General features: G+C 70.1%; 16 protein-coding genes. 8 read left to right on the top strand and 8 right to left on the bottom strand.

Features of this window, described 5'->3' with window-relative positions; translation table 11 throughout:
* Positions 1 to 17: 17 nt before the first annotated feature.
* The 3 genes from V6S02_RS14240 to V6S02_RS14230 all read right to left on the bottom strand — a co-directional run bounded on the left by V6S02_RS14240 (position 18) and on the right by V6S02_RS14230 (position 2966).
* On the bottom strand, positions 18 to 1235 hold the full coding sequence (locus V6S02_RS14240; RefSeq protein ID WP_336401370.1) for an FAD-binding domain-containing protein: 1218 nt from the start codon (positions 1233 to 1235) through the stop codon (positions 18 to 20).
* Positions 1236 to 1296: 61 nt separating this feature from the next.
* The gene (locus V6S02_RS14235; RefSeq protein WP_124292445.1) at positions 1297 to 1524 is read right to left on the bottom strand and encodes an RNA-binding S4 domain-containing protein; all 228 of its coding nucleotides are present in this window, start codon (positions 1522 to 1524) and stop codon (positions 1297 to 1299) included.
* A gap of 59 nt (positions 1525 to 1583) precedes the next feature.
* Positions 1584 to 2966, bottom strand: coding sequence for an MFS transporter (locus tag V6S02_RS14230; protein ID WP_124292444.1), 1383 nt, complete (start codon positions 2964 to 2966; stop codon positions 1584 to 1586).
* A gap of 117 nt (positions 2967 to 3083) precedes the next feature.
* Between V6S02_RS14230 and V6S02_RS14225 the strand changes: the two genes are divergently transcribed.
* The 7 genes from V6S02_RS14225 to V6S02_RS14195 all read left to right on the top strand — a co-directional run bounded on the left by V6S02_RS14225 (position 3084) and on the right by V6S02_RS14195 (position 11414).
* Positions 3084 to 4583, top strand: a complete 1500-nt coding sequence (locus V6S02_RS14225) for a fumarylacetoacetate hydrolase family protein (protein WP_336401369.1) — start codon at positions 3084 to 3086, stop codon at positions 4581 to 4583.
* Positions 4565 to 5266, top strand: coding sequence for a GntR family transcriptional regulator (locus V6S02_RS14220; RefSeq protein WP_336401368.1), 702 nt, complete (start codon positions 4565 to 4567; stop codon positions 5264 to 5266). Before V6S02_RS14225 ends, V6S02_RS14220 begins: the two co-directional genes overlap by 19 nt.
* An 18-nt stretch (positions 5267 to 5284) precedes the next feature.
* Positions 5285 to 6799 carry a 5-carboxymethyl-2-hydroxymuconate semialdehyde dehydrogenase gene (gene hpaE, locus V6S02_RS14215; RefSeq protein WP_124292441.1) on the top strand — a complete coding sequence of 505 codons (1515 nt, stop codon included), beginning with the start codon at positions 5285 to 5287 and terminating at the stop codon, positions 6797 to 6799.
* Positions 6800 to 6809: 10 nt separating this feature from the next.
* Positions 6810 to 7955 (top strand): 3,4-dihydroxyphenylacetate 2,3-dioxygenase, encoded by a 1146-nt coding sequence (hpaD, locus tag V6S02_RS14210; protein WP_336401367.1) that lies wholly within the window; start codon positions 6810 to 6812, stop codon positions 7953 to 7955.
* Between the two features lie 18 nt (positions 7956 to 7973).
* Positions 7974 to 8759: a 2-keto-4-pentenoate hydratase gene (locus V6S02_RS14205; protein ID WP_336401366.1), complete on the top strand. Its 786-nt coding sequence runs from the start codon at positions 7974 to 7976 to the stop codon at positions 8757 to 8759.
* Positions 8744 to 9550 carry an HpcH/HpaI aldolase family protein gene (locus V6S02_RS14200; protein WP_336401365.1) on the top strand — a complete coding sequence of 269 codons (807 nt, stop codon included), beginning with the start codon at positions 8744 to 8746 and terminating at the stop codon, positions 9548 to 9550. The genes V6S02_RS14205 and V6S02_RS14200 overlap by 16 nt, the downstream gene beginning before the upstream one ends.
* A 184-nt stretch (positions 9551 to 9734) precedes the next feature.
* Positions 9735 to 11414, top strand: a complete 1680-nt coding sequence (locus V6S02_RS14195) for a thiamine pyrophosphate-binding protein (protein ID WP_336401364.1) — start codon at positions 9735 to 9737, stop codon at positions 11412 to 11414.
* On the opposite strand, the gene V6S02_RS14190 is transcribed toward V6S02_RS14195, so the two are convergent.
* The 4 genes from V6S02_RS14190 to V6S02_RS14175 are packed head-to-tail and all read right to left on the bottom strand — an operon-like array spanning position 11344 to position 14598.
* A complete protein-coding gene (locus tag V6S02_RS14190; protein ID WP_336401363.1) occupies positions 11344 to 12549 on the bottom strand; it encodes a sensor histidine kinase in 1206 nt (401 codons plus the stop codon). The two genes, V6S02_RS14195 and V6S02_RS14190, sit on opposite strands and share 71 nt — an antisense overlap.
* On the bottom strand, positions 12546 to 13376 hold the full coding sequence (locus V6S02_RS14185; protein ID WP_442927933.1) for a response regulator transcription factor: 831 nt from the start codon (positions 13374 to 13376) through the stop codon (positions 12546 to 12548). The genes V6S02_RS14190 and V6S02_RS14185 overlap by 4 nt, the downstream gene beginning before the upstream one ends.
* Complete coding sequence (locus tag V6S02_RS14180) at positions 13333 to 14073, bottom strand: cytochrome c biogenesis CcdA family protein (RefSeq protein ID WP_336401361.1); 741 nt, start codon at positions 14071 to 14073, stop codon at positions 13333 to 13335. Before V6S02_RS14180 ends, V6S02_RS14185 begins: the two co-directional genes overlap by 44 nt.
* A gap of 9 nt (positions 14074 to 14082) precedes the next feature.
* Complete coding sequence (locus V6S02_RS14175; protein WP_336401360.1) at positions 14083 to 14598, bottom strand: thioredoxin; 516 nt, start codon at positions 14596 to 14598, stop codon at positions 14083 to 14085.
* Between the two features lie 133 nt (positions 14599 to 14731).
* Here V6S02_RS14175 and V6S02_RS14170 point away from each other — a divergent pair, with 133 nt between their 5' ends.
* The gene (locus tag V6S02_RS14170) at positions 14732 to 15478 is read left to right on the top strand and encodes a maleylpyruvate isomerase N-terminal domain-containing protein (RefSeq protein ID WP_336401359.1); all 747 of its coding nucleotides are present in this window, start codon (positions 14732 to 14734) and stop codon (positions 15476 to 15478) included.
* On the opposite strand, the gene V6S02_RS14165 is transcribed toward V6S02_RS14170, so the two are convergent.
* Entirely contained in the window at positions 15441 to 16799 is a 1359-nt protein-coding gene (locus tag V6S02_RS14165) for a hypothetical protein (RefSeq protein ID WP_336401358.1), read from the bottom strand. The genes V6S02_RS14170 and V6S02_RS14165 overlap by 38 nt on opposite strands.
* Positions 16800 to 16855: the final 56 nt, after the last annotated feature.

The raw sequence follows: 16855 nt of genomic DNA, 5'->3' as shown, positions 1-16855 counted from the left end.
CGGGAGAATGGTGCGCGTCATCGTCCCGGTGACGCGGGAATGCCCTGCTGCGACAGCAGCTGCGGGATCTGCGTGCGGAAGGGGAAGAACCCGCGGCGGGCATGCGGCCACGCGAGTGAGTCCCAGTCACGTCGTGCCGCTCGCAGCGCGATGCCACCCTCGCGGAGGCCTGCGCGAAGCGCGGTCATCCGCTCTTCCACCGGACCGACCGGCGCGTACGGGATCACGACGGTGTCGAGATTCTCGGCCGCCGCCCACTCGACCACCGCAGCGGCCGGATCGACGCCGAGCACGAGGGCGGTGGCTGCCGGCGCCGCCCTGTCGAGACCATCGGCGAGGGCGCCGGCGGTGAAGGCGCGGACGGTGTCCGACGCTCCCATCGGGGAGCGAGCCTCGGCATCCGCGGACGCGGCGATGGCGACGACTCCGCCGTCGAGCCACGGGTGCTCGCCGCGAAGGCTGTCGAGGGCGAGATCCTCCTCGTGCAACAGGATGCCCAGCCGTTCGCCCGACGGCGCGGTCTCGACCGACGGAATCGGCGAGCGCGGGGGCAGCGGCTCCTCGGAGGGGGCCGGGGCGCTGGTGGCGAGCCCCTCGGGGTGGAAGCGACCCTCGGTGTAGCGGGCGATGTTCGAGGCGGTGGCGAGGTAGGTCTTCCCGACCGTCTGAAGGCCCGCGACCCAGCGCCACGAGAGGGTGTTCGATGCGGCATCCCCGTCGAGCAGGTGCCGGTAGAAGAAGTCGGCGCCGAGCTGCCACGGCAGACGCAGGGTGAAGATCCAGATGCTCGCGAACCACATGCGGGTGTGGTTGTGGAGATACCCGGTCTCAACGAGCTCGCCGGCCCACGCGTCCATCGCGTCGATGCCGGTGCGTCCGGAGACGGCGTCGCGGTACTCCGGCGTGTCGGCGCTGCCTGCGTCGATGAGCTCGGCGACGTCCTGCCGATAGCGCCGCCACACCTCCGGATTCTGCTCGAGCCACCCCTTCCAGTACGTCCGCCACATCACTTCCTGCACGAACTTCTCGGCCGCCGACAGGCTGTGCGCCTCGAGCACCGCCGTCACCACCTCGCGCTCGGTCACCAGTCGGTGCCGGATGTAGGGCGACAGCGTCGACACGTTGGTGCGGTGGGGGCCGGTGTCGATGTTGCGCTGGCGCGCGTAGGCGGATCCCGCTCTCGGCACGAAATCCCTCAGGGCCTCGAGGCCGGCCGCCCGGGTGGGATCGAACATGCCGCCATTATGTGTCGCTCCCGATGGGGCGAGGGTCAGCAGACGCCGGGGACGCAGCCGGTCATGCGCAGACGCGCACCCGGCGACCTTCGAATGCCACGACATCGCCGAGCTGGAGCTGCCGCCCCCGGCGGCGCTCCACCTCGTCGTTGACCCTCACGAACCCGTCGATGATCGCCTCTTTGACGTCACCGCCTGAGTCCAGCACGCCGGCGAACTTCAGGAACTGTCCGAGGCGGATGCTCTCGCCCCCGATCGAGACGTCGGTGATCGGCGTCGCATCCGGCATCCTCGAATGCTAACCCGACACGGGGCAGCGCGCCCGCGGCACGGCCCGCCGGTCAGGGGTCAGGCCTTCACCATCCCGTAGATCGGACTCTTGGCCTGCTCCGCCTCGAAATCAGGACCGAGCGGGATGCCGGTGCGGTCGCGCAGCACGAGCGTCGCCGTCAGGCCCAGCACCGTCATCCCCGCGAGGTAGAGGGCGACCGACCAGGTGGAACCGGTCGCCTGCACCAGGGCGGTTGCGATGGTCGGGGCGAACGCGCCTCCGAGAATGGCGCCGATCGCGTACGAGATCGACACTCCCGAGAACCGGATGGAGGCCGGGAACAGCTCGGCGTAGTACGCCGCCTGCTGGCCGTAGGTGAAGCCGAGCCCGATGGCGAGGATCGCCAACCCGGCGAAGAGGAGACCGATGTCACCGGTGTTCACGAGGGGGAACAGGGTGAACACCCCCACCAGCTGCAGGAGCCATCCACCGATGTACGTCGTGCGGCGACCGATCTTGTCGCTGAGCCATCCGGCGATCCAGGTGGAGACCAGCCAGAACACCGCGGAACCGGTGACGGCGAGGAGCACGCTGCTGCGCTCCATCGCCAGCGGGCCCTCGGGGTTGGTCGCGTAGTTCTGGATGTAGCCGCCGGTGGTCATGTAGCCGACCGCGTTGTTGCCGGCGAAGACGAGCGCGGCGATGAAGACCAGCAGGGCGTGCTTGCGGAACAGCTGCGCGATCGGGGTGCGGGTGCGCTCCTTGCGCTCGGCCAGCTCGACGAAGACCGGGCTCTCCTCGACGCGGCGACGGATGTAGTAGCCGACGAGGATGAGCACGATCGAGAAGAGGAACGGCACGCGCCACCCCCACTCGAGGAAGGCGTCCCCGGGGGCGAGGACCGACATCAGCGCCATCATCCCGGACGCGAGGAGCAGGCCGATCGGCACACCGATCTGCGGTGACGCGCCGAAGAGCCCGCGCTTGCGCGTGGGGGCGTGTTCGACGGCCATCAGCACCGCACCGCCCCACTCGCCGCCTGCCGAGACGCCCTGCAGGATACGCAGGACGATGAGCAGGATGGGCGCGGCGACGCCGATGGCCGCGTAGGTGGGCAGGAGGCCGACGAGGGTCGTCGCGACCCCCATGAGCACGAGGGTGATCACGAGCACGATCCGGCGCCCGTACTTGTCACCGTAGTGACCGGCGAGGAAGGCTCCGAGCGGGCGGAACAGGAAGCTGATCCCGACCGTGAGGAACGACAGGATGATGCCCATCGTCTCGCCGAGCGGCGCGAAGAACAGCTGGGCGAAGACCAGTCCCGCCGCCTGGGCGTAGATGAAGAAGTCGTACCACTCGACCGTGGTTCCCACCACGGTGGCGAACACGACGCGGCGGCGGTCCGTCGGTGTGCTGATCGTGCCGGTGGGCGTGAACCCCTGTTGCGATGTCTCGCTCATCTTCCGTGACTCCTCGTGACGACGTTGTCTCCGGCGGTGCACGATGTCTCGCTTGCCGGTGCGGTGTCGATAATATACGATTTGGAATATGCCGCAAGTGCGGAAGCGAGGGAGCTCATGACTGAAGACATCGCAGTGACGGATGCCGCCGATCGGCGTTTCTCTGCGCTCCCCCAGCGCCCGGGGAAGATCGTGGCGATCCACCTCAGCTACGCCTCGCGTGCCGACCAGCGCGGACGCCGCCCCGCAACGCCGTCCTACTTCTTCAAGCCGTCGAGCTCCGTGGCCGCCTCCGGCGACACCATCGAGCGCCCGGCCGGCACCGAGCTGCTCGCCTTCGAGGCAGAGGTCGCGCTGATCATCGGCCGCGACGCCCGCCGTGTCGGCGTCGATGAGGCCTGGGCGCACGTCGGATGGGTCACCGCATCCAACGACTTCGGTCTCTACGACCTGCGAGCGAACGACAAGGGATCGAACGTCCGCTCCAAGGGCCGCGACGGCTACACCCCGATCGGCGGTCGACTCATCACCGCGAGTGAGATCGATCCGGGCGACCTCCGTGTCCGCGCCTGGGTGAACGGCGAGCTGGCACAGGATGACACCACCGCCGGGATGATCTTCCCCCTCGCCCAGCTCGTCGCCGATCTGTCTCAGCACATGACCCTCGAACGCGGCGACGTCATCCTCACCGGCACGCCGGCGGGATCGTCGGTCGTCGTCCCCGGCGACGTCGTCGAGGTCGAGGTGGACGCCCCGAACGCGCCCGGCGCCCCCTCCTCCGGGAGGCTGCGCACGACGGTCGTGCAGGGCGAAGAGGGGTTCGACCCCCGCGTCGGCTCCCTTCCCGCCGTCGACGACCTGCAGCGAGCCGAGGCGTGGGGTTCACGCGAGGCTGCGGGGCTGGGCGCCGATCCGACCTCGGGGCTGTCAGCCGACGTGCGCGCCAAGCTCGAGCGCACCCCGGTCGCGGGGCTGTCGCAGCAGCTTCGCAAGCGCGGCCTGAACAACGTCACGATCGACGGCGTCCGCCCGCTCCACCCCGGAAAGAAGCTCGTGGGCCTGGCCCGCACGCTGCGATTCGTTCCCAACAGAGAAGACCTCTTCGACAGCCACGGCGGCGGCTACAACGCCCAGAAGCGTGCCTTCGACGCGGTCGGCGACGGCGAGGTGCTGGTCATCGAAGCGCGGGGCGAGGCCGGGTCGGGCACGCTCGGCGACATCCTGGCCATCCGCGCACACGCCCGCGGCGCAGCGGGCATCGTGACCGACGGCGGCGTCCGAGATGTCGACGCCGTGGCTGCGGTCGGCATCCCGGTCTACACCGCCGGCGCGCACCCCGCGGTGCTCGGCCGCCGCCACGTGCCGTGGGACGCCGACCTCACGATCGCGTGCGGTGGAACCACCGTCCAGCCCGGCGACATCCTCGTCGGCGACGCGGACGGCGTCATCGTGATCCCGCCGTCGATGGTCGAAGAGATCGTCGATGCGGCCCTGGAGCAGGAGGTCGAAGACGGCTGGATCGCCGAACAGGTCGCCCAGGGGCATCCGGTCGACGGACTCTTCCCGCTCACCCGCGAGTGGAAGGAACGGTACCTCGCATGGCGAGCGGAGAGGTGACCGCACAGGCATCGAGCCTCAGCAAGTCGCAACGCGCCTACCACTGGGTGAAGGAGCGTATCGCGTCGCAGGAGTTCACTCCGGGGTACCGGCTGGTGCTCGGCACCATCGCCGCCGAGCTCGACATGAGCGTGGTGCCGGTGCGCGAAGCGATCCGGCAGCTCGAGGCCGAGGGGCTCGTGACGTTCGAGCGCAATGTGGGGGCGCGGGTCTCGATGGTCGACGACACGCAGTACCGGTTCAGCATGCAGGCTCTGTCGATCCTGGAAGGCACCGCGACGGCGCTGGCCGCGCGGCGATTGAGTATCGACGACATCCGTCATGCCCGGCAGGTGAACGAGCGGATGATCGAATCGCTCGCCGACTTCGACCCGCGCTCCTTCACCCGCCTGAACCAGGAGTTCCACGCCACGCTCTACGGCAGGTGCGCGAACCCGAGGATGCTCGAGCTCGTCGAAGCGGAGTGGGGGCGTCTCGGGCACCTGCGCGATTCGACGTTCAGCTTCGTCCCCGGCCGTGCGCAGGAGTCCGTCCAGGAGCACGAGAACATCCTGCGGCTCATCGAGACCGGTGCACCCCTCGGCGAGATCGAGAAAGCCGCACGGCGCCACCGTTCGGCGACGCTCGATGCCTACATGATCCACGAACACCCCGACGAGACCCTCGGCCTCCCGGCCTTCTGACCCTCGCGAAGGAGCACCATGACAGACACCGCTGCGCGCACCACCGAGCGGCATGTGCCCGCTGATCTGCCCGGCCACATCCAGCACTACATCGGCGGCGAGTTCGTCGACTCGCTCGACGGCGCGACCTTCGATGTGCTCGACCCGGTCTCGAACGAGACCTACCTCACCGCAGCGGCCGGAAAGAAGGCCGATATCGATCGTGCCGTCGCCGCCGCGCGCGTGGCGTTCACCGAGGGGCCGTGGCCGAGGATGCTGCCGCGCGAGCGTTCGCGGATCCTCCACCGCATCGCCGACATCGTCGAGTCGCGCGACGCCCGCCTCGCCGAACTGGAATCGTTCGATTCGGGCCTGCCGATCACCCAGGCTCTCGGCCAGGCGCGCCGCGCGGCGGAGAACTTCCGCTTCTTCGCCGACCTGATCGTCGCGCAGTCCGACGACACCTACAAGGTGCCGGGGCGCCAGATCAACTACGTCAACCGCAAGCCGATCGGGGTCGCCGGCCTCATCACGCCGTGGAACACGCCGTTCATGCTCGAGTCGTGGAAGCTCGGACCCGCCCTCGCGACCGGCAACACCGTCGTGCTCAAGCCCGCCGAGTTCACGCCGCTCTCGGCGTCGCTGTGGGCGGGCATCTTCGAGGAGGCTGGCCTTCCGACCGGCGTGTTCAACCTCGTCAACGGTCTCGGCGAAGAGGCCGGAGACGCGCTGGTGAAGCACCCCGACGTGCCGCTGATCTCTTTCACCGGTGAGAGCCGCACCGGGCAGATCATCTTCGGTAACGCGGCGCCCCACCTCAAGGGCCTGTCGATGGAGCTGGGTGGCAAGTCGCCCGCCGTCGTCTTCGCCGACGCCGACCTCGACGCCGCCATCGACGCGACGATCTTCGGCGTCTTCTCACTGAACGGCGAGCGCTGCACCGCCGGCTCCCGCATCCTCGTCGAGCGGGAGATCTACGACGAGTTCGTCGAGCGGTACGCCGCGCAGGCGAAGAGGGTCAGGGTCGGCCACCCGCACGACCCCCGCACCGAGGTGGGCGCGCTCGTGCACCCCGAGCACTTCGACAAGGTCATGGGCTACATCGAGATCGGCAAGACCGAGGGACGCCTCGTCGCCGGCGGGGGCCGCCCCGAGGGCTTCGAGACCGGCAACTTCGTCGAACCGACGGTGTTCGCCGATGTCGCGCCGGACGCGCGGATCTTCCAGGAGGAGATCTTCGGCCCCGTGGTCGCGATCACCCCCTTCGACACCGAGGAAGAGGCGCTCGAGCTCGCCAACGGTGTGAAGTACGGTCTGGCGGCCTACATCTGGACGAACGATCTGAAGCGCGCGCACAACTTCTCGCAGTCGGTGGAAGCCGGCATGGTGTGGCTGAACTCCAACAACGTCCGCGACCTCCGCACCCCCTTCGGCGGGGTCAAGGCCTCCGGCCTCGGACATGAGGGCGGGTATCGCTCGATCGACTTCTACACCGATCAGCAGGCCGTGCACATCACGCTCGGCACGGTGCACAACCCCACGTTCGGCAAGTAAGGACCCTGACATGAGCCACCGCGACGACATGACCCTGACCTCCTCCGGTTTCTGGGTGGGCCAGGAAGCGCCGATCCAGTCGGCGAACCCCATCCCCACCCCGGCCTCTCCGGCGCCCGACATCCTGCGCTGCGCCTACATGGAGCTCGTCGTCACCGACCTCGCCGCATCCCGGGAGTTCTACGTCGACGTGCTCGGTCTGCATGTGACGGAGGAGGACGACGAGGCGATCTACCTGCGGTCGACCGAGGAGTTCATCCACCACAACCTCGTGCTGCGTCAAGGCCCGATCGCGGCGGTGGCCGCGTTCTCGTACCGCGTGCGCTCGGCCGAAGACCTCGATAAGGCTGTTGCGTTCTACTCCGAGCTCGGGTGCGAGGTGCGGCGCGAACCGAACGGGTTCACCCGGGGCATCGGGGACTCGGTGCGAATGATCGACCCGCTGGGCTTCCCCTACGAGTTCTTCTTCGCCACCGAGCACGTCGAGCGACTCTCCTGGCGCTACGACCTGCACAGCCCCGGCGAGCTCGTGCGTCTGGACCACTTCAACCAGGTCACTCCCGACGTTCCCCGGGCGGTGAACTTCATGCAGTCCCTCGGGTTCCGCGTCACCGAAGACATCCAGGATGAGGCAGGCACGGTCTACGCCGCCTGGATGCGGCGCAAGCCCACCGTGCACGACACCGCGATGACCGGCGGTGACGGCCCGCGCATGCACCACGTCTGCTTCGCCACGCACGAGAAGCACAACATCCTCGCGATCTGCGACAAGCTCGGCGCCCTGCGCCTGTCCGACCGGATCGAGCGCGGACCCGGCCGTCACGGCGTCTCGAACGCCTTCTATCTGTACCTGCGGGATCCCGACGGGCACCGCGTCGAGGTGTACACCCAGGACTACTACACCGGCGATCCCGACAACCCCGTGGTCACCTGGGACGTGCACGACAACCAGCGCCGCGACTGGTGGGGAAACCCCGTCGTGCCGTCCTGGTACACCGAGGCCTCACTCGTGCTCGACCTCGACGGCAACCCGCAGCCGGTCGTCGCCCGTACCGACTCGTCCGAGATGGCGGTGGCCATCGGAGCCGACGGCTTCTCGTACACCCGGGCGCCGGAGCGGAGCGACGGCGAGTTCAAACTCGGCAACCAGCTCTGAGCCGCGGAAGGACATCGGATGCTGCCTGCTGACACCATCGCGCAGATCGCCGCGGAGCTCGCCGAGGCCGACCGCACGAACGGCGTGATCCCGCGGATCACCGCGCGCTACCCCGACGCCACCGTCGAGGACTCCTACGCGATCCAGGGCGTCTGGCGAGACCGCAACATCGCGGCCGGGCGCCGACTCGTCGGTCGCAAGATCGGTCTCACCTCCAAGGCGATGCAGGAGGCGACAGGCATCAGCGAGCCCGACTACGGCGTCATGTTCGACGACACCGTCTTCCGCTCGGGCGACGAGATCGACGCCTCCCGGTTCTCCAACGTGCGTATCGAGGTCGAGCTCGCGTTCGTGCTCGGCCGCCCCCTCCACGGGCCCGGCTGCACGCTCGACGACGCGCTCGCGGCGATCGACTACGCGGTCCCCGCCCTCGAGGTGCTGAACTCCCACATCGAGCTGGAAGGTCGCACCATCGTCGACACGATCTCCGACAACGCCGCCTACGGCGCGATGGTGCTCGGCGACGTGCACAAGCGCCCCGATGAGATCGACCTGCGATGGGTGCCCGGCGTGCTCTCACGCAACGGCGAGATCGTCGAGACCGGCGTCGCCGCCGGCGTGCTCGGCCATCCCGCCACCGGCGTCGCGTGGCTGGCGAACAAGTTCCACCAGCATGGCGCGCGCCTGGAGGCGGGAGAGATCATCCTCGCCGGCTCGTTCACCCGGCCGATGTGGGTGGCAGCCGGCGACGACGTGCTGTGCGATTACGGACCGATGGGAAAGATCACATGCCGCTTCGTCTGAGTCCGACCTTCCGGGCCGCACTCGCGGCATCCGCTCGGCCGCTCGCAGGGATGTGGGTGTGCTCGGGCTCGCCCCTCGTGGCCGAGATCTGCGCGGGATCGGGCCTGGACTGGATGCTGATCGACATGGAGCACGCCCCGAACGGTCTGGAGTCGGTGCTCGCGCAGCTGCAGGCCGTCGCGGCGTACCCCATCACGCCGGTGGTCCGTGTGCCGAGCAACGACCCGGTCGTCATCAAGCAGGTGCTCGACCTCGGTGCGCAGAACATCCTGGTGCCGATGGTGTCGTCGGCGGCCGACGCCGAAGCCGCGGTGTCGGCGATGCGCTATCCCCCGCGCGGGCAGCGCGGCGTCGGGTCGGCGCTGGGGCGCTCGGCCCGGTGGAACCGGATCGACGGCTACCTCACCGACGCCGACGAGCACGTGTCGCTCTTCGTCCAGGTGGAGACGGCGGCAGGGGTCGCGGCCGCCGGAGAGATCGCCGCGGTCGACGGGGTCGACGGGGTCTTCGTGGGACCGAGCGACCTCGCCGCCTCCCTCGGGCTGCTGGGTCAGCAGACGCACCCCGACGTCGTCGCTGCTGCGCATCGCGCGTTCGCCGCGGTCCTCGCGACAGGCACGCCGGTCGGTGTCAATGCCTTCGACCCCGAGACTGCGCAGTCCTACCTCGACCAGGGTGCCTCCTTCGTGCTCGTGGCAGCCGATGTGGCGATTCTCGCCCGCACGTCCGAAGCACTGGCGGCGCGGTGGTCGCCTGCGGATACGGCTGACCCGGAGCGCTCGAGCTACTGACGCCGGTCGGTGTGGTCCGCCTGGTCGGCGGCATCCGCTTCGTATATGATCTGACCGTCCGGCCCGCACAATCGGGCCGGTGCTCGAAAAAAGGGCACGCAGCCGTGCGCAGCACGTGTGAGACACATACGGTTCCCGCATCCGTACGTCGTCCTCACCCCCGTGAGGGCCGAAAGGCTCCGTCATGTCCACTGTCTCCGCACACGTCGCCGCGACCCTCGCCCACCACGTCGAGCATGTCTTCGGGGTGATGGGCAACGGCAACGCCTACTTCCTCGACGCACTCGAACGCGAGGCGGGCACGACCTTCACGGCGGTCCGCCACGAGGCCGGCGCCGTGGTCGCCGCCGACGCCTACCACCGCGCGTCCGGCCGATTGGCCGCGGCCACCGCCACCTACGGCGCCGGCTTCACCAACACCCTCACCGCCCTCGCCGAAGCGGCCCAGGCCCGCGTGCCGCTCGTGCTCGTGGTGGGAGATGCGCCCACCTCAGGGCCCCGGGCCTGGGACGTCGACCAGATCGCACTGGCGGCCGGGGTCGGCGTCCGCACCTACACCGTGGGTCGGGCCGATGCCGCCGCCACCACCGTGATCGCGATCGAGCACGCGCTGACCTACCGGGTGCCCGTGGTGCTGGCCATCCCCTACGACGTCGTGACGCGTGAGGCGGGCCCCGTGCCCGATGCACCGACGCCGCGCCTGCCCGAGCCGCAGGCACCGGCCAGCGCTTTCGCCCGAGCCGCCGTCCGCGACATCGCCCAAGCGCTCCGCGACGCCGAGCGCCCCCTCCTGCTGGCCGGTCGCGGCGCCTGGATCGCCGGCGCAGCCGAGGCGCTCGGCGCTCTGGCCGACGCGACCGGGGCGATCACCGCCAGCTCGTCCCTGGCCCGCGGGATCTTCCCCGGTGGCGAGTACGACCTCGGCGTGACCGGGGGCTTCGGCGCCGAAGGCGCGATGGAGCTCGTGCGCGAGGCCGATGTGGCCGTCGTGTTCGGCGCGTCGCTCAACCAGTTCACGATGCGGTTCGGCGAACTCTTCGCGCCCGGCGCCCGCATCTTCCAGGTCGACCTCGCACCCACGGCCACCCATCCGCATGTCGGCGGCTACGTCCGGGCAGACGCGGGGCTCGTCGCCGAGGAGCTCGTCGCCGAGCTCGCCCGGCTCGGCGGTTCGCCGAGCGGCTGGCGCGAGTCGGTCGATCTCGCGCCGCTGCGCCGGTACGACGAGGGCGACGGCGTCGCTCCCGACGGCCGGCTCGACCCGCGCTCGGTCGCCGCCCGCATCGGCGAGCTCCTGCCCGCCGATCGGGTCGTCGTCTCCGACGGCGGGCACTTCATCGGCTGGGCGAACATGTACTGGCCGGTCGCCTCACCGGATCGGATGATGATGGTCGGCACGGCCTACCAGTCGATCGGCCTCGGCTGGCCCTCCGTGCCGGGCGCCGCGCTCGCGCATCCGGAGGCCACCGTCGTCCTCACCACCGGCGACGGCGGCGGCCTGATGGCCCTCGCCGACCTCGAGTCCGCCGTGCGGGTCGCGCAGGGCCGCGGTCTCGCCGTGGTCTGGAACGACGCCGCCTACGGGGCGGAGATCAACCTGTACGGACTGAAGGGCCTCGCCCGCGGGCCGATGCTCATCCCTCAGGTCGACTTCGCCGCGCTCGCCTCCGGAGTGGGGGCGGAGGGTGTCGTCGTCGGGCGGATGGACGACCTCGACCGCCTCGCCTCGTGGGCGGCGACACCCGCAGACGAGCGCCGCTTCCTCGTGCTCGACTGCCGGATCTCGGGCACCGTCATCGCGCCGTACCAGGAGGAGATCCTGCGGGTGAACGGCGTGACCCTGCCGGCGACGGCAGGGGCTTGAGCAGCGGAATCTCGACCACGAAGGCAGCACCGCGACGCCCGGGAAGAGCGACCGTGGTCACGTCTCCCCCGTGCGCGCGTGCGACACCGCGCGCGATCGCCAGCCCGAGCCCCGCACCGCCCCCGAGGTCCAGCGCGTGCGGGGACCGCGCGGTCGTGCCCCGCCATCCGGGATCGAAGAGGTACTCCACATCACCGGGGGCGATCCCGGGGCCGTCGTCGGTGACCGTCACCCGAGCCGTGTCACCGCCGGCGTCCACGCGAACGCCGACGTGACCGCCGGCGGGCGCATGCTGGAGGGCGTTGGCGATCACGTTCGCGATCGCGCGACCGAACTCCGACGGGTCGACCTCCACCGTCGCGTCGGCAGCCACATCGACCGCGAGCTCGATGCGCGCGGCCTCGGCGACGGCGCGCACGTTGGCCGCGACGTCGCTGGCGAGGTCTCCGAGGGAGGTCGGCTGGCGGCGGAGTGCGAGCGCTCCGGCGTCGATGCGTGAGACGGCGAAGAGGTCGTCGACGAGCCGGTTGACGCGGTCGACCTGCGCGGCGATCTGCGCGAGATAGCGGTCGGGGTCGGGTGCGAGCCCGTCCTGCAGCGCCTCCGCCTGGGCTCGGATGCCGGCGAGCGGCACGCGGAGGTCATGGGCGATGCGGACCACCAGCTCCTGCCGGGCGACAGCCTGCCGTTCAACCTCGTCTCGCGCCTCGCGCAGCCGCGCGTCCGAGGCGGCCAGCTCCCGGAGCACCGCACGGAATTCCGCCACCGGCAGCGTGGTCGCCTCCGCCGATGACACCGCGATACCGGCCCCCAGGTCGCGCGCCGCGTCGCCGAGTGCCCCCGCCGCACGGCTGATCCGCGTTCCCAGCAGCACCGCGACGACGATGGCGACGAGCCCGCTCGTGACGGCGATGGCGAGGGCGAGCTGCACGTCGGTCTCGGACAGGTACATCGCCTGCGCAGCCACGAGCACCCCGCCGACGACGGCAGCGACCGCGGCGACGACGACCGTGATGACGTGGACGATGATCCTCGCGCCGGCGAAGAACCTCAGCAGAGCCCAGGCCGCGATGCCGACAGCGGCGGCGATCCCGGCCGAGGAGACCACGACGATCAGAAGATCCGGCGCGGTCACGAGTCCGGTCCCCGTCGTCGATCCTGCTCTCGCGCGTCCGCGCCGGAACCGGGCAGATCCAAGCGGTATCCGAATCCCCACACCGTGACGAGCATCGTCGGGTGCGCGGCGTCCGCCTCGATCTTCTCCCGCAGCCGGCGCACGTGCACCGTCACCGTGGAGGGATCGCCGTGCGACCACCCCCAGACGGCCTCGAGGAGAGCCTCCCGTGTGAACACCCTGCCGGGGCGTCGGGCGAGGTAGAGCAGGAGGTCGTACTCCCGAGCCGTGAGCACCAGCTCGTCGCCGCCGCGGATGACGGTGCGGGCCGCGGTGTCGATCCGGAGCGCGCCGCGGTCGAGCACCGCCTCGCCCGGCGTCTGCGGCGAGCGCTCGGCCGCGAGCGCCCGGCGCAGAACGGTGCGGACGCGAAGGGCGAGCTCACGCGGCGAGAACGGCTTGGCCAGGTAGTCGTCGACGCCCGCCTCCAACCCCTCGATCCGATCGTCTTCGGCACTCAGGGCCGTGAGCATGATGACGGGGACGTCCGGGCGTGAAGCGCGCACCCGTCGGCACACCTCCAGCCCGTCCACGCCGGGAAGCATCCGATCGAGGACGAGAAGGTCGGGCCGAAGGGTCGCGGCGCGTTCGAGGGCCGAGAAGGCGTCGATCGCGGTGTGGACGGTGAAGCCGGCCCGTTCGAGGTAGGCACGACTGACCTCCAGCACGGTGGGGTCGTCGTCGACGAGCAGCACGCTGCGACCGACGAGCAGGGCGTCGGTCGCTTCCTGGGGCGAGGATGGCTCAGCCGGCACCGATCCACTCCTCGAATCGAGCGATGGGGTCATAGAGGCCGGCGTCGAGCATCCAGGTCTGCAGCTGCTTGTCGAACCCGGTGATCACGGCGATGCCGACGAGGATGAAGATCGCGCCGATCGTGCGGCGGAACCAGCCGTCCGGCTTCGCCATCCAACCCAGCCGCTGGACGACGCGGCGGCCGAGGAGCGCAATCAGCAGGAGCATGCCGGCGAGCCCGAGCGCATAGGCGAGGACATACGTCACCCCCTCGGCGAAGGACACCGGCAGAACGGCTGCGACGATGAGCGCGTATGTCGGGCTGCAGCTGGAGAAGACGGGCCCCAGAGCGGCGCCGGTGAGGATGTCGCCGGCGTAACTCTGGCGTTGGACGGAGCGATCGAGCGCGGTGTTCGTCCGCGCCTGCAGGCCGAAGCGCCCCGAGATCCGATCCCAGATCGCCGGGAAGAGGAGGTCGAGACCGAGGAGGATGACGATCGCACCCGAGATGATCTGCCAGACCTGCGGCGGAATGCCGAGGAGAGCCGTGGTCGCTTTGAGGGCGAGCGTGAACGCCACGACGCTTACGGCCAGCGACGCTGCGATGACATAGGGCCGCCACCTCGCGCGCCGCGCGTCGCCGCCGCGGACGATCGACCCGCCGACGATGACGGGTAGGAGGGGCAGAACGCAGGGCGCCGCAACGGTGAGGATGCCTGCGGCCAGCGCGCCGAGGAGCGAAGCGGTCATCGGACCGGCTCAGGGAATCGCGGCGACGAGCGAGTCGACCGACGGGTCCTCGTAGAGGACGCTCGAGGAGATCTGCTCGCCGTCGTCATCGACGAAGACCACCGTGGTCTGCAGGGTCACACCATACTTCTGACGAAGGTCGGTGCGGCTGTCGTAGTCGACCTTGAAGACGGTGAGGCCGTCCGGCGCCCCCATCGCCCGGAGGTCTTCATCGAGTGCGCGACACTGCGGGCACCAGGATGCGTGGAAGAAGAGCGCCTTCTGCCCGGGCGTGGATTCGATCGCTCCGTCGGAGTAGTCGAGGTAGACCCCCTCCGCGACGGCGGCGGGCTCCGACGGCTCCGGCTCCATCGACGACGAGGTCTCTTCGGGGGCCATCGGCTCGGCGCTCGGCGTCGAGGCGTCGGACATGGCGGGGGTGCTCGACGCGGAGGGCGTGGACGCCGCCTCCGTACTCGCACAGCCCGCGAGGACCAGGCCCCCCGCGACGACGAGCGCGGCGATCCCGGTGATGCGCGTTCTCATGGTGACCGATCCGTTCCGGCGGCTGTTCTCTCCGCCCTCCTGTTTCACGGTAGCCACCCGGTCGACCCGGGAGGGAGGGAAGTCCTTACGGTTCCGTGACGGATGGGCACGGACGCCTTGGTAGCGTCGAGCCATGCTCGACGCGAACGTTCACCTCGGCGCGTTCGAGAGGGCGAGCGCGGCCTTCGCCGCCGAGATCGACGAGCATGACGCGAATGCGGCGATCGGCTGGTCGCGCTGGCCGACGGTGTCATCGCTGGTGACGCATCTCGGCGGCATCCATCGGTGGGCGGCGGAGATCGTCCGCACGAGGGTTCCGGTCGACCGAGCCACCCTGTCCGCGAATCCTTCCGACCCGTCTCGTGCGTGGTACGAATCCTGTCGAGACGAGCTTCTGGCCGCCCTGCGTGCCGCAGATCCCGACGGCCCCTGCTGGGTGATCGGTGGCCGCCCGGATGGCCGCGTCGGGTTCTGGCGGCGAAGGATGGTCTTCGAGACGACGAAGCACCTGATCGATCTCCGCGCCGCGGGCGGCGAGACGTGGCGCGTCGCGCCCGAGCTGTCCGCCGCGGAATACGCTGACGCGGTCGACGAACTCTTCGAGGTGTTCCTGGCCCGGAGCCGCGCCACTCTCGACCCGCTCCCCGCCGCCCTGACGCTGGCGGCGGCCGACGTCGACCGAACCTGGACCCTCAGCACGGATTGGCAGGTGCACGCGGTTCCTCGCGGCATCGAAGGAGCGCGTGTCACGGCCACGGCCGGTGAGCTTGCGCTGTTCGCCTGGGAGCGAGGCCACCCCCTTGCGCAGCCGGATCGCTACGCCGTCGACGGCGATACCTCGGTCATCGAGGCGTTCGCGCGCGCTCCGGTGCATCCGTGATCAGCTCTGACCCCTCCTCCGGCCGACGCTGAAGCAGCTCGAGGATCCATGCGATGACGACGCCGGTCACCACGACGAGGAAGACGTCGCCGAGTCCGATCGGACGCAGCAGGAACAGCCAGATGACGGCGACGACGGCGACGATGCCCCGGACGAGTCTTCTCCGCTCGGCGAGCCACAACCCGAATCGCCCGGTGTTCAGTCCTCGTTCCTGTAGGCCGCGTCTCGCGGCCGAATCGAGGCTGTGGATGCTGCCCCGCACGCGGACCGCAGAGGTCGAGCGTCCGGCGAGCCAGCCCGCGACGATGAGGAGCACGCCGATCAGAGTGAAGACGACCGCGGTCTCGCGCATCGCGTCGACGAAGCGTCCGTAGATCACCTCCAGTGCCGAGGGGGAGAGGTCGAGGCGTTCGGCGACGATACCGACGGCGGCGCCTCCCACGAGGAACGACACCGCCAGGCTTCCGGCTCCGAGCGCGAAGCCGATGCCGGCGCCGATGACCGCTCTGCTGCGCCGGCGCGCCAGCAGGATGCCGCCCGCCGCCAGGGCGAGGGTCACGATCGGCAACCACGTCCCCACCGTCACCGCCAGGGCGTATCCGAGCCGAACGGCTTGCAGTCCCTCCCCATCGCCGACGATGATCACCCGGTCGACTTCGGGGATCAGCTGAGCGATCGCGACATCCCGGTCGAGGAGCACCTGCTGGACGCGCTCGACGATCGCCCCCAGCTGAATGCCCACGCCGTCGTCAGTGCGGACGACCACTCCCCCGCCGTCGGAGGTGGCGGACACCGTCAGCGCGCGATGCGCGGCCCGCGTGGCGGTCGCCCACACATCCGAGAAGGCATCCGACTCGACGACCGTCGTCACCGCTCCTGCGACCAGACTCTCCAACCCGTTCGCCGCCGGGGCCTGAAGCAGCCCGAGCGCCGCCTCCGCCCGCGGTGGGAGGCCGAGGTCTGCGATGCCGTCGAAGACATCCGCCGTCAACGCCTCGAAGTCGACCTGCTCGCCGATGGCGTCGAGCGTCTCGTCGATGATGAGCTGCTGGACCGCGGGGTCGTCGACCAGCGGCGCAAGAGTCTGCACGAAAGCATCCTCGTCCACCAGTTGGATCCGGGCCCACGCGGCGACGATCGTCACCGGGAGGAGGAGGGAGGCGACGACGATGAGAAGCGCGGACGCGACGGCCCGCCACCGCGACCCCTCGACGACGCGGACCGGCTTCGCCGCGGCCGCGAGTGCGGAGTTCTCGTTCTCCAACGCGCGCACGCGGTCTTTGAGTGCCGCCAGTTCGGAAGAGTCGCCCGGGCCTGTCATACGGCTCATCCTGGCGGTTGGGAGCCCGCGTGTGGGTCACGGACTGGTCACGCCGC

Origin of the sequence: Microbacterium sp. CCNWLW134, assembly GCF_037083565.1 — a bacterium.
Lineage (GTDB): Bacteria > Actinomycetota > Actinomycetes > Actinomycetales > Microbacteriaceae > Microbacterium.
The sequence above is the reverse complement of the archived record's forward strand: the minus strand, read 5'-3'. Positions and strand labels throughout refer to the sequence as shown.

Bases quoted from the DNA above. Each gene is read 5' to 3' on its own strand.
- V6S02_RS14240 (WP_336401370.1), bottom strand. From the start codon at position 1,235: ATGTTCGATCCCACCCGGGCGGCCGGCCTCGAGGCCCTGAGGGATTTC.
- V6S02_RS14235 (WP_124292445.1), bottom strand. From the start codon at position 1,524: ATGCCGGATGCGACGCCGATCACCGACGTCTCGATCGGGGGCGAGAGC.
- V6S02_RS14230 (WP_124292444.1), bottom strand. From the start codon at position 2,966: ATGAGCGAGACATCGCAACAGGGGTTCACGCCCACCGGCACGATCAGC.
- V6S02_RS14225 (WP_336401369.1), top strand. From the start codon at position 3,084: ATGACTGAAGACATCGCAGTGACGGATGCCGCCGATCGGCGTTTCTCT.
- V6S02_RS14220 (WP_336401368.1), top strand. From the start codon at position 4,565: ATGGCGAGCGGAGAGGTGACCGCACAGGCATCGAGCCTCAGCAAGTCG.
- hpaE (WP_124292441.1), top strand. From the start codon at position 5,285: ATGACAGACACCGCTGCGCGCACCACCGAGCGGCATGTGCCCGCTGAT.
- hpaD (WP_336401367.1), top strand. From the start codon at position 6,810: ATGAGCCACCGCGACGACATGACCCTGACCTCCTCCGGTTTCTGGGTG.
- V6S02_RS14205 (WP_336401366.1), top strand. From the start codon at position 7,974: ATGCTGCCTGCTGACACCATCGCGCAGATCGCCGCGGAGCTCGCCGAG.
- V6S02_RS14200 (WP_336401365.1), top strand. From the start codon at position 8,744: ATGCCGCTTCGTCTGAGTCCGACCTTCCGGGCCGCACTCGCGGCATCC.
- V6S02_RS14195 (WP_336401364.1), top strand. From the start codon at position 9,735: ATGTCCACTGTCTCCGCACACGTCGCCGCGACCCTCGCCCACCACGTC.
- V6S02_RS14185 (WP_442927933.1), bottom strand. From the start codon at position 13,376: ATGACCCCATCGCTCGATTCGAGGAGTGGATCGGTGCCGGCTGAGCCA.
- V6S02_RS14180 (WP_336401361.1), bottom strand. From the start codon at position 14,073: ATGACCGCTTCGCTCCTCGGCGCGCTGGCCGCAGGCATCCTCACCGTT.
- V6S02_RS14175 (WP_336401360.1), bottom strand. From the start codon at position 14,598: ATGAGAACGCGCATCACCGGGATCGCCGCGCTCGTCGTCGCGGGGGGC.
- V6S02_RS14170 (WP_336401359.1), top strand. From the start codon at position 14,732: ATGCTCGACGCGAACGTTCACCTCGGCGCGTTCGAGAGGGCGAGCGCG.
- V6S02_RS14165 (WP_336401358.1), bottom strand. From the start codon at position 16,799: ATGACAGGCCCGGGCGACTCTTCCGAACTGGCGGCACTCAAAGACCGC.